Here is a 15,230-nt window from a genome sequence, read left to right on the forward strand (position 1 = left end):
TTTCAGGAAGGTTTTTTAGTTGTGAGTACTTGGCGGAATGCATCGATGAAGCGGCGCGAGTGGGAGCGCGGCAGGCAGAGGGCTGGGAGCAGACGCACGGTGTGTTCGCCGGCTCCTCCGGTGAAGATACGGTGTTCGAAGAGCAGGCGCTTGCGGATTTCCGATGCCGAGCCTTTGATCTCGATGCCGATCATGAGTCCGCGGCCGCGGATTTCGGTGATTTCGTCACACTCGGTGGCCAGGCGGCGCAGCTCTTCCATCAGATATTCGCCTTCGGCGGCGGCGTTGGCTATCATGGCCTCGCCTTCAAGAGCATCGATCACGGCAATGGCGGCTACGCAGGCAAGGTGGTTGCCTCCGAAGGTGGTGCCGAGCATTCCTTTGACCGCAGGGATCGATGGAGAGATGAGCACCGCGCCCATCGGGAAGCCGTTGGCTATGCCTTTGGCGCAGGTGATGATGTCAGGGCGGATGCCGGTGTACTGGTGGGCGAAGAAGCGTCCGGTGCGGCCGTAGCCCGACTGGATTTCATCAAGTATGAGCAGAGTGCCGGTGGCTGTGCAGAGTTCGCGCAGGCGGCGCATGAAGTCGTCATCGACCATGCGGATACCTGCCACTCCCTGGATGCCTTCAATGATCACTCCGGCAAATTCGCCGGTGGCGAGAAGACGCTCCGTGGCCTTGATGTCGTTGAGCGGGGCGAAGACCACATTCTCAGTCGAATTGAAGGGTGCCTGAATCTTGGGATTGTCAGTTGCGGCTACGGCTCCGGATGTGCGGCCGTGGAATGCGCGGTCAAAGGCGAGGATCTTGCGGCGTCCGGTGTGGAACGAGGCGAGTTTCATCGCGTTTTCGTTAGCCTCGGCTCCGGAGTTGCAGAGAAAGAGGGCATAGTCATCGTAGCCGGAGATGCGTCCCAGTCGGTCGGCGAATTTCTGCTGGAGGGAGTTCTGCACGGAGTTAGAGTAGAAACCCAGACGGCTTACCTGGTCGGAAATGGCCGACACATAGAGCGGATGGGCGTGGCCCACAGAGATCACGGCGTGGCCTCCGTAGAGGTCGAGATATTCCGTGCCGTCGGCTGTATAGACATGGCAGCCGAGTCCTTTGACCGGTTCGATGTCATATAGTGAATATACGTCGAAGAGATTCATCTTTTTTCAGAGAAATGATTTTTTGAACGGGAGAGTGTGGTAGCAAAAAAGGTCGAGTGTCAGAGAGCAGCCAAAGCGGTGAACGCATCAGAATGCCGAGGGCTTCAGCCGCAGGCCGCAGTCTTCGGGCAGACCGCAGATGAGATTGAAATTCTGCACGGCCTGGCCGGAGGCTCCTTTCAGAAGATTGTCAATGGCGGAGATTATCAGCAGCTTCGAGCCGTGTTTTTCAAGCGAGATCAGCGCCTTGTTGGTGTTGACCACCTGCTTGAGGTCGACCGGACGGTCTGACACATGGGTGAATGCGGCTCCGGCATAGAAATCCTTGTAGATGCGGGTGGCTTCTTCGATTGAAAGATCGGTGTCGATATAGGTCATGGCGAAGATGCCTCTTGCGAAGTCACCGCGCACGGGTATGAAGCTGATCTCTGCGTCGAAGCCGGGCTGGAGCTGACGGAGTGTCTGGCGTATTTCGGCCAGATGCTGGTGTTCGAATGCCTTGTAGACCGAAAGGTTGTCGGTGCGCCAGCTGAAGTGGGTGGTGGCTCCCGGTTTCACGCCTGCGCCTGTCGATCCGGTGATGCCGGTGACGTGGATCTCGCCGCCGAGCCGTCCGGCTGCGGCGAGGGGGAGCAGGGCGGTCTGGATCGCTGTGGCGAAGCAGCCGGGATTGGCTATGAGCGATGCCTCGCGGATGGCTTCGCGCTTGGCTTCGGGGAGTCCGTAGGTGTAGCCTTCGCTCTCGTCGCGGTAGTCCTGGGCGAGGTCCACCACTTTCAGGCCTTCGGGGCGTTCGTTTTCCTCCCAGAACTTGCGGCTGAAGCCGTGGCCCTGGCAGAGGAAGAGCACGTCGACCGCGTTGAGATCATAGCTGTCAGAGAAGTGCAGGTCGCAATCGCCGGTCAGACCTTCGTGGATCTCGCAGACCGGGCGGCCGGCATTGCTGGTGGAATGTATGAATACAATCTGAGCCTCCGGATGATTGATCAGGAGGCGGAGGAGTTCGCCGGCTGTGTAGCCGGCTCCTCCTATGATTCCTATTTTTTTCATCGGCTTACTCCTCGGCTCCGTTGCGTTTCTGCACGTTGTGATAGATCTTCATCTGGTTGCCGAGGATCTTGGTGAATCCTTTGACATCATCGGCGCTCCAGGCCTTGTTGACCTCGCCGTATTCGCCGAAGTCGGTCTTCATGAGGTCGAAGGGTGAGTCTACGCCTACAAGGGTGTAGCTGTAGGGGCGGAGGATGATCTCTACAGTGCCGCTGACGTTGCGCTGAGAGTTTTCAAGGAAGGCCTCCATGTCGCGCATGACGGGTTCGAGATACTGCGACTCGTGGAGGAACATGCCGTACCATGTGCCGATCTGGTCTTTCCAGTACTGCTGCCACTTGGTCAGGGTGTGTTTTTCGAGCATCTTGTGGGCTGCGATGATTAGGATCGGGCCTGCGGCCTCGAAGCCTACGCGGCCTTTGATGCCTATGATGGTGTCGCCGATGTGCATGTCGCGGCCTATGCCGTAGCGGGCGCCGAGGCGTTCCACTTCGCGGATGGCGTCGATCTTGTCGGCGTAAGTCTTGCCGTTGACAGCCGAGATCTCACCCTTTTCAAAGGTGATGGTCATGTGTTCCTCGCCTTTTTCGGTGATCTGGCTGGGATATGCGCTTTCGGGGAGAGTCTGCTCTGAGTGGAGAGTCTCTTTGCCGCCTATGCTGGTGCCCCAGAGGCCCTTGTTGATGGAATATTCCATCTTCTTGAAATCGGCCTCGATGCCGTGTTTCTTCAGATAGTCGATCTCATACTCGCGGGTGAGAGTCATGTCGCGGGTCGGGGTGATGATCTCGATTTCGGGGGCGAGGATCTGGAATGTGAGGTCGAAACGCACCTGGTCGTTTCCGGCGCCTGTCGAGCCGTGGGCCACGGCATCGGCTCCGATCTTCTTGGCGTATTCGATGATGGCGATAGCCTGGAAGATGCGTTCTGACGACACGCTGATGGGATAGGTGCCGTTGCGCAGTACGTTGCCTGCTATCATATATCTGATGCTCTTGTCATAGTAGTCGCCGGTGACGTCAAGAGATGCATGAGATGCGGCGCCCAGGCGCAGAGCTTTTTCTTCGATGGTCTTCAGTTCCTCGTCAGAGAATCCGCCGGTGTTGGCGATTGCGGTGTGCACTTCATAACCGAGGTCTTCTGAAAGATATTTTGCAGCGAATGACGTGTCGAGACCGCCACTGAAGGCTAAAACCACTTTTTTCTTCTTTTCCATAATATTGAATCTATTGGATTAGGGGGGATGATGTTGTTAAATTTGAGTATTGTCGGCGGGAGAGCGCCGGAGAGGGGAGATGGGGCCCTGCAGGCTCTCGCGCGGAGGAGATTATTTCAGGTGGAGCAACTTTTTGACGCGGTTGTGCAGCCACATTACGTAGGGGGCTCGCTTGGAAGGCCGTTCGAGCTTGGCTTTGGGGTCATAGAGCATGCCTGTGCAGAGACACATGCGGCGGTTGTTGCGCTGGAGTATGTCATAGTTGACACAGCCCTTGCATCCGGCCCAGAATTCCTCGTCGTCAGTAAGTTCCGAGAAGGTGACGGGCTTGTAGCCCATCTGTGAATTTAACTTCATCACCGGCAGAGAAGTGGTGATACTGAACAGTTTGGCGAACGGGAAGCGGAGGCGGGCAAGTTCGAATGTCTTGGCCTTGATTCGTGCTGCGAGCCCCAATCGTCGGAATTCCGGATCGACGATAAGGCCTGAAGTGGCCACATAATCACCATGTTCCCAGCTCTCAATGTAACTGAAGCCGATGAGACGGTCATCACAGAGAGCAACGACAGCCTTCCCCGAACGTATCTTCTGTGCGATATATTCAGGTGTGCGGCGGGCTATGCCGGTGCCGCGCTGAAGGGCTGATTCATAGATTAGGGTGACAATCTGCTCGGCATATTTTGTATGCTCTTCTTCGGCAAAGATCACCTTTATCTGATCATTGTTCATCTAACTGCTATAAATAAATACTTTTTTGAAAAATAATAAAATGTCTGCAAAAGTACGAAATTAATGTCAAATTATTTGCAATATCAGATGAGAAATGTGGAAATATAAATGAATTTTGTCTGAAATTCAGGAAAATTAAAAATCCCATCCGGCATTACCACCGGATGGGACGTGTATAGATTCCGTCTGTCAGACTGCCTGAGGGGGCAGTCGCTTACTGCTGGGGAGAGTCTTTGGTCCAGTTTTCAGGCTCGATGTTGTAGTTGATCAGCTTGTTGTAGTCGGTCTCCTTGTTGGGGATGCAGATACACCAGTTGTTCTTTCCGGTGCGGCTGTATGATCCGCCGGTCGATCCGGAGCCGGCGAGGGTCGGATGCCAGTTGCCTCCCTCGCTCCAGCTTTTTCTTACCATGTCGACGTTCCAGCGCTTCTGGTCGAAGAAGTGGCGTCCTTCGCCCCAGATCAGATGAATGCGAATTTTGCGCCTCTTACTTCTTGTCTTTGATGAATTTTACATTTTTGGTAGTCACCGATGCTGTCGCGCTGTCGATTTCAGTTGCGTTGGCTGTATATATAAAGGTGGAGTTTTCTACCGTGATGTCATGAACGCAGTTGAGGCCGGCGATTCCGCTTGCGGCTATGGCGGTGGCGGTGCCACGGCAGATCACGTCTGAAATATGGATGTCAGTGAATTCGGGGACCTTCACCATTTCCTGTGGTCTGACTGTGTCGCTGTCTTTCGATCCGGCGGGGCGGTCGGCGTAGTTGCATTCAAAGATTATGGCTTCGGCCTGGATGTCGGCCATCATGATGCCGCTTATGTAGATGTCTTCGGTCTTGCCGCCACGGCCCACAGCGCTTTTGAAACGCAGACCGGTGTCGGTTCCGGAGAAAGTCGAGTTGCGTACCACTATGCGTTTCATGCCGCAGATATCTTCGCTGCCGATCACGAAGCCGCCGTGGGCGTGGTAGACGGTGTTGTCCTGCAGGAGTATGTCTTCACAGCCATTGACGAGTGCTTTGGGCTTGTATTCGCCGCTTTTCATGCAGAGGCCGTCATCGCCGGCATCGACCGTGCAGTTGACCACGAGAGCCTGGTGACAGTCGCTAAGGTCTATTGCATCGCCGTTCTGGGCGTTCCAGGGACAGCGGACTGTGATGCCGTCAATGATTATGTTGCGGCTGTTGAAGGGGTGGACGTGGAATTTCGGGGCATTCTGGAAAGTGACTCCGGAGAGCAGCACGTTCTCGCAGTTGTTTATGCGGAAGAGGTCGTTGCGCTTTTTCTCCTGTTTCTCAGGGGTGTCTGCTACGTCGGGATAGCCTGATTTCAGTTCCCAGGGATACCAGAGCGAGCCGTTCTGGCGTTCAACGCCGCCCATTTTGCGGAAGCGTTTCCACTCCACGTCGCTGACCTTGGAGCGTTTCACCGGGCGCCACTGCGCGCCGTTGCCGTCAAGGGTGCCGAGTCCGGTGATGCTGATGTTGCGGCAGCGGTTGGCGCTGATGCAGGCGCGTACGCGCGATGCTTTGGGGTTGGAGTCGACGTAAAGTGCCTTGTCAGGCGAGAAATAAAGTATGGCGTTGCGCTCCAGATGGAGGTCCACACCGCTCTTGAGTTCGATCGGGCCGGTGAGCCATACACCCTGGGGGATTACGAGATGACCGCCGCCGGCCTGTGAGAGCTCATCGATGGCTTTCTGTATTATGTCGGTGTTGAGTGTGGTTCCGTCACCGGTGGCTCCGCGTTCGGCAAGGTTCACGCTGCGGTCGGCTATGGCGAACGGTTCTACCTGACGGACTTCCACAGGCATATCTTTATAATAGGTGCTGTACTGAGCTTGGACTCCTGATGTGGCGCAAGCGAGAAGCGCCAGCAGTGTCATTGCGAATTTTTTCATGGAGATTTGATATTTGTTTAGAATTGTGTGGTCAGAATTTGAGTGATGCGCCAATCATGAAGCGGATGCCCTGCGAGTAGCGGTCGCCTATGCGGTAGTAGCGGCGGTTGAGCAGATTTTCTCCGCCGGCGAAGATGGAGAGGGCGTCGGTGGCGGCATAGGAGGCTCCGAGCGAAAGGTCTGACACGCAGCCAAGCGACCGGGCCTGAGGCGAGTAGACCTGAAGATCTCCGGTAGCGCCGGAGAGATTGTGGGCCATGCCGTAGCAGCGGCGTCCGGCGCGGAACTGCCAGCCGAGAGTGATCTGCAGGGGTGTCAGTGGGCGGAGCTTGAGTTCGGCGTTGACCACGTGGCGGGCACGGTCGCGCCATTCATAGAAGCTGTTGTCATAGTCATTGGGCGCTGTCTCGTAGCTGATGCGGGCCGAGAGCTGCTTGCGGTAGTCGTAGCCGACGGCGGCACCGCCATGCCAGGCCGAAAGATCGATGCGGTCAAAGACTGCGCCTCCGAGATAGCTGTCGGCTACCACGGGCATGAGCCAGTCATTTGCCTTGGCATATCCTCCGAAGAATTCGAGGTAGGCACCGAAGAAGGGGCCCACGGTCACGCGCCCGTCAAGAGCATAGGGTATGTGTGATTGCGAATAGGCCATCGAGGAGTTGAGGTAAGGGGTCACGTCATAGAGCGACGAGAGCTGATTGAGGTCGGAGCCTCCGTGAGCCTTGATTTCGAAGCCCACTATCTGCGAGGGTGTCCAGGCCAGGGAGGCTTCGGGGGCTATGTGGAAGACGCGGCCGTTGTTGATGCTGACATCCACCTGCGCGCCGATGCGGGCTTTGACCGTGGCCGACGAGTAGTCGAGATGGGGGGTCAGGGCTATCAGGCCGACTGTCGAGCCGTCTTTGGCTGAGTAGTCGCCGTAGGAAAGATAAGGGTAGCGGGGACTCAGATGGCTGCCGGTGTGCAGGAAGTCTGCGTCAGCGTCAAGTCCGAGCGATGTGTTGTCGCCGAACGAGAGCTTGCCGGTGAGCGATGCGCCGAAGAGGTTCTGGCGTACGGGTGATTCGCCGGGCACGGCGTAGACCTCGGTCTGGCCGGGTGCAGGCGAGTCTGCCGCGCCGGTCTGGCCTGGAGTGAAGATGTGGATGGGGAAGTCTGTCTCAGGTACAGATGAGATGAAGTGTAGCCTCTGCGGTGCATTTGAGTTGTAGAAGCCGAAATGACGGTAGCGGAGGGCTGCGGTCCAGTCGAGGCCTTGTGCCCGCGAAGTGTAAAGGGCCGAAAGGTTGAAACGGCTGATGCTTTGCGAGAATGAGTCCCAGGCAGAGGGGATGGTGTGATAGCCGTAGGTGTAGTCCACGCCGGCATTGAGAAACGATTTGCTTCCGATGGCCTGATGGAGGTCTACGCCGAGTGATGCGCTGTGGTCACGCCAGTATTCCTTACGCTCGTCTGTTTTCTGTGTGTAGATGTCACCGTCATACTGCCCCCAGGCGCTCAGGCGGGTGCGGTCGGTGTCGAGAATGCGGTAACCGGCCGAGAAGGCTCCGTTGAAGAGCGGAGCGCCGAGGCCGAGGGCCACATAGCCGCGGTAGGGCGACGAGAAGAGGTTTTCGCCATAGGCCACAGGCTCAAGAGTCGAGATGGCGTTGGGCACACGGGTGGTGACCACGCGATTGCTGAATGCCAGTTGCGGTTTGCTGACGGCTGGCAGCTGAAGGGTGGGGAGTATTGTGATGCGGGCCGCGTCGCGCTTGACCGGGACTATCTCCTGCTCTACGTTGATTTCCTTGTGGAGCCCCTGGCCGAAGAGCGGGGTGCCGAGTGCGAGGCAGAGTGAAAATATGGTTGATCGTGTATTCATTGTTGCTTTGAGTCTGAAATGAATGGGTGGTGAAGGGTGGTGATGGTTCGTGGCAGCTTCCTGCTGTCAGGTTCAGAGGCGGGAGTCGATCATCTGGAAGATGTCGGCTTCGGTGCCGGGATAGTTGTTTTTGAGTGATTTCAGATATTCGTCTGCCTCGAATTTTTTGCCTTCTTTGCGCAGAATGTCGCTGTAGAGGATGAATCCGCGTGCAAGCCAGTACTGGTGCGGGGTGTCGGAGTCGATGAGCTTTTCGGCTGTCGATTTAGCGCCTTTGACAAGGCCACGATCGAGCTGTGAGTTGCCCATGTAGTAGGCGCTCTTGGCTCCGAAGATGTCAGCGGGGTTCTCGGCGAGTTCCGACCAGTCTTCATAGGCCTTGTCGTAGTTGCCCAGGCTGTTGTTGGCCATACCGCGCATGAATCTAATTTCGTTGAGGTCGGCCGGCGAGTTGGCGGCTGTCGATGCGAGAAGCTTGTCGGCGGTGTTGACCACTTCGGCATATTTGCCAAGGTCGGCAGCGGTGCGCATCAGTCCGATGCGGGCCTCGCGCAGCATGTTGGAGCCTGAGGCCCGGCTTTCGAGCTGCTGATAGGTGGAGTAGGCTATCTCTGTCTTGCCGAGCGAGCTTTCGGCTGCGGCTTTGATGAGCATCGCGTCTTCGGCCACTTCGGAGTCGGGATGGGTCTGGATTACCTGCATGGCATAGCCCTGGGCTTCGGCCGGCTTGCCTTCGTTCCAGGCGGCATCGGCGAGATAGTAGAGGGCCTGGGCGCGGTCGGCTCCCTGGGGATAGTCGGCTATATAGGCCGAGAGTTTGGAGGTGGCGCCGGAGTTCACATAGTCGTTCTCGGCGGCCTGGAATGCGAGTTTTTCAAGCTCGGAGGCTTCGTAGCGCGGTGCGTTGGGCACGGAGTTGATGAATGCCACGAAGTCCTGCAGACGGCCGTCAGCGGCATAGAGCTGTTTGAGGTCGTCGGCAGCGATGCGGGCCTCCTCGCTTGAGGGGAAGGTGTAGATGACTTTCTTGTATGTCTCGATGCCCTGGCTGCGCTCGCCGCGGTTGATATAGGTGATGGCGAGTTGCAGATAGCCGTTGCGACCGGGGGCGGTATTGGGATATTGCTGCACAAGGTGGCGGTAGGTGGCTATCGCCTGGTCGGTCTGGCCGAGCGCTGACTGGCTTTCGGCTTTTTCGAGCAGGGCGTTGGGTATGAGCCCTGATGAGGGGAAGCGTTCGGCCAGAGCGTCGATGCTTTCGATCTTGCCGGCGTGGTCTTTGCGGAGACCCTTCATGATAGCGAGCTGATAGAGTGCGTAGTCACCTGACGAGGGGTTGAGGTCATAGGCCTTGTTGTAGGCCTCGGCGGCAGAGGTGAAATCTGTCTGATAGTAGTGGCAGTCGGCTATGCGGTTGTAGCAGTCGGCAAGGAGCGAGCGCGAGAGGTCGGCAGGCGCTGACTGCATCACTGTGACGGCATCGCGGAAGTCGGTCAGCGCGTCGGAGTAGCGCTCCTGGCAGAAGCGGGTGTAGCCGAGGTCGTAGTAGGCTATGGCGCGGTTGCGGGTGTCGGATTTCGGTGCCGATGCTATGAAAGAGCGGTAGCTTGAAGCGGCTTCATCGTAGTTGCCGCGAGTGTAATAGCAGTCACCCAGCCAGAGGTCGCACTGGCGCCGGATTGATGGATTGTCAGAGGCGAGGCGGCGCGCCTGGGTGAGATGGCTTATGGCCTGGGAGATTTTTCCGGAGGTGTATTCCCGCGATCCGAGTACAAGCAGCACTCTCTGTTTTGCCTGGATGAGTTCGGCCGAGGGATTCGGAATTTTGTCGAGTGCGGCAAGGGCGCTTTCGTAGTCGTTGTCTGACATGTAGCCGTTGACGATGTAGCGCTGCACGTCGGCGCTGTAGGTCGAGTTTGGATATTCCTGGAGGAAGTTTTCAAGCAGGGCCACGGAGTTGCCGAAGGGCACACGTCCGCCGTCCATGCGGGCCACTGCGTAGTTGTAGAAGGCGGTTTCGCGCACTTCGCGGTCGTAGTCCACGCGGTAGGCGTTTTCAAAAGCCATCAGGGCCGAGTTGTTGTCGCCGCGTTTGAGATAGGCTTGTCCGAGGAAGAGGTAGGCGCTCTGCTCCATTGCCGAGTGGGTCCCGATGGACTGCTGGAGCAGTTTGATGGCGGCATCGTAGTCGCCGCGCCGGTATTCGCTCACACCGAGTATGTAGAATGCCGAAGGCTGCGGGTCAGATGCTTCGGCGCAATATTTCCAGAGATAGGGGAGAGCTTCGCTCTCATCGCCCAGGTTGTAGAGCGATTCGCCGGCAAGACGGTTGCATTCGGCAGTGAATGCCGGCACGGAGCCTGAAGCCAGAAGGCGGCGCGAGATGTCGAGCGACCGGTTGAAGTCGCCCTGCGCGAATGCGATCTGCGCTTCGTAATAGGGCGCCGCGTTGCCAGGCTCGCGCGAGGTGTCGACGTTGCGGAAATATTGCAGCGCCAGAGTGTAGTCTTTGTTGACGTAGGCTATGTAGCCGAGATAGAAGCGGGCCACATTGCCGTATTCCTCCGAGCTCTGGAGGGTGCGGAACTGGCTGGCCGCCGTGGCATATTCGCCGAGCATCATGTAGGAATAGGCGGTGCGGTAACTCATGTCATCGCAGCGGTTTCCGGTGAGTGCGAGAGGGTTGACCTGGGCATATTCCTGCAGCGCTTCGGCATAGTTGCCGCGGTTGAACCAGTAGTCGCCCACTGACATCATCACGTCGGCTCTGAGCGGCGAGACTGGGTAGTCGGCAAGAAATTTGCGGAACAATGCGAGAGCTTCGTCATCTCCGAGCCCCTGGGAAGCCAGTCCGAGATAATAAAGGGCACGTTCGGCCTGCTCCGGGGTGGGGCTGAGGCTATGGATTCTGGCGAGCTGGTCTATGCAGCCTTCATAATTGCGGTCGTCAAACATGAGGATGCCTCTTTCGAGATAACCTCCGGCATCAGGGCTGTTGACCTGGGCTACGGTGGCGCCTGCGGCGGCGCAGCACAATGCGGCGAGTATGAGTTGTCGTTTCATGTAATGATTATATTCTAAAGGCAAAATTACGCCATTTTGAGGAAAATCGCTAATTTTGCTACATATTTATAAAATAAGAGACTTGACACCAGATTTACCATGAAACTTTCCCGACTTACCACCTTAATTATATTAGGAGCCTCTCTTACCGCCGGAGTCAGTGCTGAAAACTACCCTTCGCGCAGCGATATGCTGTGGGTCACAAATCCAGATCATCCCGACTGGCTTTATGAGACCGGTGACAGCGCCCGGATCTCGATCGAACTTTACCGCTACGGTGTGCCTGCCTCGGAAATGACAGTAGACTATGCCATAGGGCCAGACATGCTTCAGGCTGACACCAACGGCAGTCTTGTGCTTGACAGCAATGGCAGGGGAGTGCTCAATATCGGAACTATGGACAAGCCGGGGTTCCGGGATCTGAGACTTGAAACCGTAGTTGGCGGACATAAATTCTCCCACCATGTCAAAGTGGGCTTCTCGCCCGAAAAACTTCAGCCCTTTGTCAAGGAGCCGACTGATTTTGCCGCATTCTGGAAAAAAGCCGTGGACGAAGACAAGAAATATCCTCTGAAATATACTTCCGAGCCGGTAGAAAAATACTCAACTGACAAAATGACCTGTCAGCTGGTGCGTCTGCAGCTCAATGACCGGGGCCGGGCCATGTATGGCTATCTCTTCATCCCGAAAGGGGGAGGCAAATATCCTGCCGTGCTGACCCCTCCGGGAGCCGGAGTGAAGACAATCAAAGACCCGATGGCCCACCGCTACTACGGAGAAGGTGGGATGATCAGACTGGAAATCGAAATCCACGGTCTGCATCCTGAACTGAGCGAGGCTGAGTTTGCCGCCGAGCGCAAGGTCAAGGGCGATTATCTTAAATTCGGCCTCGATGACCCGGATGAATATTATATGAAGGACGTCTATCTCGGATGCCGACGATTCCTCGATCTGCTGACATCGCTTCCTGAATGGGACGGAAAAAATCTCTTTACGCAGGGAGGCTCGCAGGGCGGAGCGCTGGCCATCACAACCGCGATGCTCGACGAAAGAGTCAACGGATGTGTGGCGAATCATCCGGCGCTCTCCGATATGACAGGCTATCTCGGCGACAAGACCGGCGGATACCCGCATCATTTCCGCAAAGATCCGCAGACTGCCACTCCTGAGAAGATCCGCACACTGGAATATTACGACGTGGTGAACTTCGCGCGCCATCTGACATGTCCGGTCAGAATGACCTGGGGATTCAATGACAACACCTGTCCGCCGACCACGAGCTACGAAGTGTTCAACGCCGTCTCCACCCCCAAGGAAGCGCATCTTACACCGATCAATGAGCACTGGACCACTCCGCAGACCGAAAAAGCGCACTATGAGTGGATAAAGAATCACTGCCGTTAATCAGTTGCTAATTAGCGAGATGTGTGTGATTGTGCGCTTTTTGCTGCGAAAAAGTTGTAATTTTCTTGTGAAAAAGATGTGAAAAAATTTGCACGGTAAAAATATTTGCGCTAATTTTGCATCGCTTTTGAAAGGGAACGCTCCTCCAAAAGCAAGCGCACAATAACTTGTTGCCTCTTTAGCTCAGTTGGCCAGAGCACGTGATTTGTAATCTCGGGGTCGTTGGTTCGAATCCGACAAGAGGCTCAACTAAACTAACAACGTAACGAATCGCTCGGCGGTTCACTTACGAAAGGGCGAATACCAGAGTGGCCAAATGGGGCAGACTGTAAATCTGCTGGTTTATACCTTCGGTGGTTCGAATCCATCTTCGCCCACAAAACAATCCTAATGCGGAAGTAGCTCAGTTGATAGAGCATCAGCCTTCCAAGCTGAGGGTCGCGAGTTTGAGCCTCGTCTTCCGCTCTAACACATACCGCCAATGTAGCTCAGGGGTAGAGCACTTCCTTGGTAAGGAAGAGGTCGCGGGTTCAAATCCCGCCATCGGCTCAAACCAATCTATAAAATGACAGCCCCGATAGTGCGCTTACGCTATCGTGGCGTCTTGTTAGAAAAGTCAATCATTTAATCAAGAAAATAATAGCAAAGTTATGGCTAAAGAGAAATTCGAAAGAACCAAACCGCATGTTAACATCGGTACTATCGGTCACGTTGACCACGGTAAGACCACTCTGACTGCTGCTATCACTACAGTGCTCGCTAAGGCTGGTCTCTCTGAAGTTAAGTCGTTCGACCAGATCGACAACGCTCCTGAGGAAAAAGAACGTGGTATCACAATCAACACCGCTCACGTAGAGTATGAGACTGCAAACCGTCACTACGCTCACGTTGACTGCCCCGGACACGCTGACTACGTGAAGAACATGGTTACCGGTGCTGCTCAGATGGACGGTGCTATCATCGTGGTTGCTGCAACTGACGGTCCTATGCCCCAGACCCGCGAACACATCCTTCTCGCTCGCCAGGTGAACGTTCCCCGTCTTGTTGTGTTCCTTAACAAGTGCGACATGGTTGACGACGAAGAAATGTTCGACCTCGTTGAAATGGAAATGCGCGACCTTCTTTCGACTTACGAATATGACGGTGATGAAACTCCTATCATCCGCGGTTCTGCACTCGGCGCCCTCAATGGCGAACCCGAATGGGAAGCTAAGGTTATGGAGCTCATGGATGCCGTTGACAACTGGATTCCCCTGCCTCCCCGCGACATCGACAAGCCCTTCCTTATGCCTGTTGAAGACGTGTTCTCAATCACTGGTCGTGGTACCGTTGCTACCGGTCGTATTGAAACTGGTATCGTAAAGGTTGGTGACGAAGTTCAGATCATGGGTCTCGGCGCAGACATGAAGTCAGTTGTAACTGGCGTTGAAATGTTCCGCAAGCTTCTCGATCAGGGTGAAGCCGGTGACAACGTAGGTCTTCTCCTCCGCGGTATCGACAAGAAAGATATCAAGCGTGGTATGGTAATCTGCCACCCCGGAGTTGTTAAGCCCCACAGCAAGTTCAAAGCTTCTGTCTACATCCTGAAGAAAGAAGAAGGAGGCCGTCACACTCCGTTCCACAACCACTATCGTCCTCAGTTCTACATCCGTACTCTTGACGTAACCGGTGAGATCACTCTCCCCGAAGGTGTAGAAATGGTAATGCCCGGTGACCACGTTGAGATCAACGTTGAGCTCATCAACCCGGTTGCTTGCGACGCAGGTCTTCGCTTCGCTATCCGTGAAGGCGGTCGCACCGTGGGTTCAGGCCAGATCACTGAGATCCTTGAGTAATACCACTCATAAAGTCATTCACGAATCGGTCTTTAAGATCGGTCTCTGAATAAAACCAAAACCGACCCTTGTCTCACTGACGGGTCACACTCGAAGCGGATCGAGGGTCGGTTTTCCTATACGGGACTAGCTCAGTTGGTAGAGCACCGGTCTCCAAAACCGGGTGTCGGGAGTTCGAGCCTCTCGTCCCGTGCTAAAAAACACGACAAATGAGTAAACTTAAACTACTTACGGATATAGAGGAGTCTTATACCGAACTTCGATATAAGACTTCTTGGCCTACAAGGGGCCAGCTGGTCAAGAGCGCAGTCATCGTGCTGATAGCTTCCATCATTATAGCGGCGATTGTCTTCGCTATGGATCAGGTGGTCAATACCATTATGCACTTCATTTACAGCCTCGGTCAGTAATCTTTAAAAGGAAGAAAATCAATGGCGGAAGAATTGAAAAAAGCCTGGTATGTGCTTCGCGCTATCTCAGGCAAGGAAGCTAAGGTCAAAGAAGTTCTGGATGGAGCCATCCGCAACACCGGCCTCGGCAATTATGTTTTTCAGGTCTTGATTCCTACCGAAAAGGTTATGTCCGTCCGCAACGGCAAGAAGGTAGTGAAGGAGAAAAACCTTTACTCCGGCTATGTCTTTGTGGAGTGTATCCTCACCGGTGAGGTCCTGTATGAACTCCGTAACACCACTAATGTGATTGATTTCCTGCGTGGACGTGGCAAGAACGCCGCCCCCGAAGCCCTTCGTGAAAGCGAAGTGCTCAGAATGATGGGAACGGCCGATGAAATGATTGACCCGACCGACGAAGGAAACGACTACATGGTGGGCGAGACTGTGAAAGTGACATTCGGTCCTTTCAGCGGTTTCTCCGGAACCATCGAGGAAGTCAACCGCGAGAGAAAGAAACTCAAGGTTATGGTCAAGATCTTCGGACGTAAAACTCCGTTGGAACTCGAAAATTCGCAGGTAGAGCGTGAATAAACATCGCGCGGCGCTGTCAATCGCTGCAAAG

Annotated in this window: 12 protein-coding genes and 5 tRNA genes; 9 read left to right on the plus strand and 8 right to left on the minus strand. The window is 55.3% G+C overall.

From position 1 onward, the window contains the following. Positions 1-2 precede the first annotated feature (2 nt). The 8 genes from C5O23_RS06845 to C5O23_RS06880 all read right to left on the minus strand — a co-directional run bounded on the left by C5O23_RS06845 (position 3) and on the right by C5O23_RS06880 (position 10,977). Complete coding sequence (locus tag C5O23_RS06845; RefSeq protein ID WP_107032207.1) at positions 3-1,154, minus strand: aspartate aminotransferase family protein; 1,152 nt, start codon at positions 1,152-1,154, stop codon at positions 3-5. Between the two features lie 87 nt (positions 1,155-1,241). Then, positions 1,242-2,204, minus strand: coding sequence for an N-acetyl-gamma-glutamyl-phosphate reductase (gene argC, locus C5O23_RS06850; RefSeq protein WP_107032208.1), 963 nt, complete (start codon positions 2,202-2,204; stop codon positions 1,242-1,244). Between the two features lie 4 nt (positions 2,205-2,208). Beyond that, complete coding sequence (gene argG, locus C5O23_RS06855; protein WP_107032209.1) at positions 2,209-3,420, minus strand: argininosuccinate synthase; 1,212 nt, start codon at positions 3,418-3,420, stop codon at positions 2,209-2,211. Positions 3,421-3,531: 111 nt separating this feature from the next. Next, complete coding sequence (locus C5O23_RS06860) at positions 3,532-4,149, minus strand: GNAT family N-acetyltransferase (protein ID WP_107032210.1); 618 nt, start codon at positions 4,147-4,149, stop codon at positions 3,532-3,534. A 214-nt stretch (positions 4,150-4,363) separates the two neighbouring features. After that, positions 4,364-4,561: a hypothetical protein gene (locus C5O23_RS06865; RefSeq protein ID WP_107032211.1), complete on the minus strand. Its 198-nt coding sequence runs from the start codon at positions 4,559-4,561 to the stop codon at positions 4,364-4,366. Positions 4,562-4,637: 76 nt separating this feature from the next. Beyond that, positions 4,638-6,050 (minus strand): glycoside hydrolase family 28 protein, encoded by a 1,413-nt coding sequence (locus C5O23_RS06870; RefSeq protein ID WP_107032212.1) that lies wholly within the window; start codon positions 6,048-6,050, stop codon positions 4,638-4,640. A 31-nt stretch (positions 6,051-6,081) separates the two neighbouring features. Then, positions 6,082-7,914, minus strand: a complete 1,833-nt coding sequence (locus C5O23_RS06875) for a TonB-dependent receptor (RefSeq protein ID WP_107032213.1) — start codon at positions 7,912-7,914, stop codon at positions 6,082-6,084. A 72-nt stretch (positions 7,915-7,986) separates the two neighbouring features. Next, positions 7,987-10,977, minus strand: a complete 2,991-nt coding sequence (locus C5O23_RS06880; RefSeq protein WP_107032214.1) for a tetratricopeptide repeat protein — start codon at positions 10,975-10,977, stop codon at positions 7,987-7,989. A 99-nt stretch (positions 10,978-11,076) separates the two neighbouring features. Between C5O23_RS06880 and C5O23_RS06885 the strand changes: the two genes are divergently transcribed. The 9 genes from C5O23_RS06885 (at position 11,077) to nusG (ending at position 15,199) form a co-directional block, all read left to right on the plus strand. Continuing rightward, complete coding sequence (locus tag C5O23_RS06885) at positions 11,077-12,381, plus strand: acetylxylan esterase (protein WP_107032215.1); 1,305 nt, start codon at positions 11,077-11,079, stop codon at positions 12,379-12,381. 172 nt (positions 12,382-12,553) lie between these two features. Next, a tRNA-Thr gene (locus C5O23_RS06890) sits at positions 12,554-12,627 on the plus strand. Between the two features lie 48 nt (positions 12,628-12,675). Beyond that, positions 12,676-12,758: transfer RNA gene (locus tag C5O23_RS06895), tRNA-Tyr, on the plus strand. A 15-nt stretch (positions 12,759-12,773) separates the two neighbouring features. Next, positions 12,774-12,846, plus strand: a tRNA-Gly gene (locus C5O23_RS06900). A gap of 12 nt (positions 12,847-12,858) precedes the next feature. Continuing rightward, positions 12,859-12,930, plus strand: a tRNA-Thr gene (locus tag C5O23_RS06905). A 101-nt stretch (positions 12,931-13,031) separates the two neighbouring features. Then, positions 13,032-14,216 carry an elongation factor Tu gene (tuf, locus tag C5O23_RS06910; RefSeq protein ID WP_107032216.1) on the plus strand — a complete coding sequence of 395 codons (1,185 nt, stop codon included), beginning with the start codon at positions 13,032-13,034 and terminating at the stop codon, positions 14,214-14,216. A 120-nt stretch (positions 14,217-14,336) separates the two neighbouring features. Beyond that, positions 14,337-14,409, plus strand: a tRNA-Trp gene (locus tag C5O23_RS06915). A 16-nt stretch (positions 14,410-14,425) separates the two neighbouring features. Beyond that, entirely contained in the window at positions 14,426-14,626 is a 201-nt protein-coding gene (gene secE / locus C5O23_RS06920; protein WP_107032217.1) for a preprotein translocase subunit SecE, read from the plus strand. A gap of 21 nt (positions 14,627-14,647) precedes the next feature. Then, positions 14,648-15,199, plus strand: coding sequence for a transcription termination/antitermination protein NusG (gene nusG / locus C5O23_RS06925; protein ID WP_107032218.1), 552 nt, complete (start codon positions 14,648-14,650; stop codon positions 15,197-15,199). Positions 15,200-15,230: the final 31 nt, after the last annotated feature.

Source organism: Duncaniella muris, from assembly GCF_003024805.1.
GTDB classification, from domain to species: domain Bacteria; phylum Bacteroidota; class Bacteroidia; order Bacteroidales; family Muribaculaceae; genus Duncaniella; species Duncaniella muris.

Coding starts and splice junctions, on each gene's coding strand:
- C5O23_RS06845 (WP_107032207.1), bottom strand. CDS start 1,154: ATGAATCTCTTCGACGTATATTCACTATATGACATCGAACCGGTCAAA.
- argC (WP_107032208.1), bottom strand. CDS start 2,204: ATGAAAAAAATAGGAATCATAGGAGGAGCCGGCTACACAGCCGGCGAA.
- argG (WP_107032209.1), bottom strand. CDS start 3,420: ATGGAAAAGAAGAAAAAAGTGGTTTTAGCCTTCAGTGGCGGTCTCGAC.
- C5O23_RS06860 (WP_107032210.1), bottom strand. CDS start 4,149: ATGAACAATGATCAGATAAAGGTGATCTTTGCCGAAGAAGAGCATACA.
- C5O23_RS06865 (WP_107032211.1), bottom strand. CDS start 4,561: ATGGTAAGAAAAAGCTGGAGCGAGGGAGGCAACTGGCATCCGACCCTC.
- C5O23_RS06870 (WP_107032212.1), bottom strand. CDS start 6,050: ATGAAAAAATTCGCAATGACACTGCTGGCGCTTCTCGCTTGCGCCACA.
- C5O23_RS06875 (WP_107032213.1), bottom strand. CDS start 7,914: ATGAATACACGATCAACCATATTTTCACTCTGCCTCGCACTCGGCACC.
- C5O23_RS06880 (WP_107032214.1), bottom strand. CDS start 10,977: ATGAAACGACAACTCATACTCGCCGCATTGTGCTGCGCCGCCGCAGGC.
- C5O23_RS06885 (WP_107032215.1), top strand. CDS start 11,077: ATGAAACTTTCCCGACTTACCACCTTAATTATATTAGGAGCCTCTCTT.
- tuf (WP_107032216.1), top strand. CDS start 13,032: ATGGCTAAAGAGAAATTCGAAAGAACCAAACCGCATGTTAACATCGGT.
- secE (WP_107032217.1), top strand. CDS start 14,426: ATGAGTAAACTTAAACTACTTACGGATATAGAGGAGTCTTATACCGAA.
- nusG (WP_107032218.1), top strand. CDS start 14,648: ATGGCGGAAGAATTGAAAAAAGCCTGGTATGTGCTTCGCGCTATCTCA.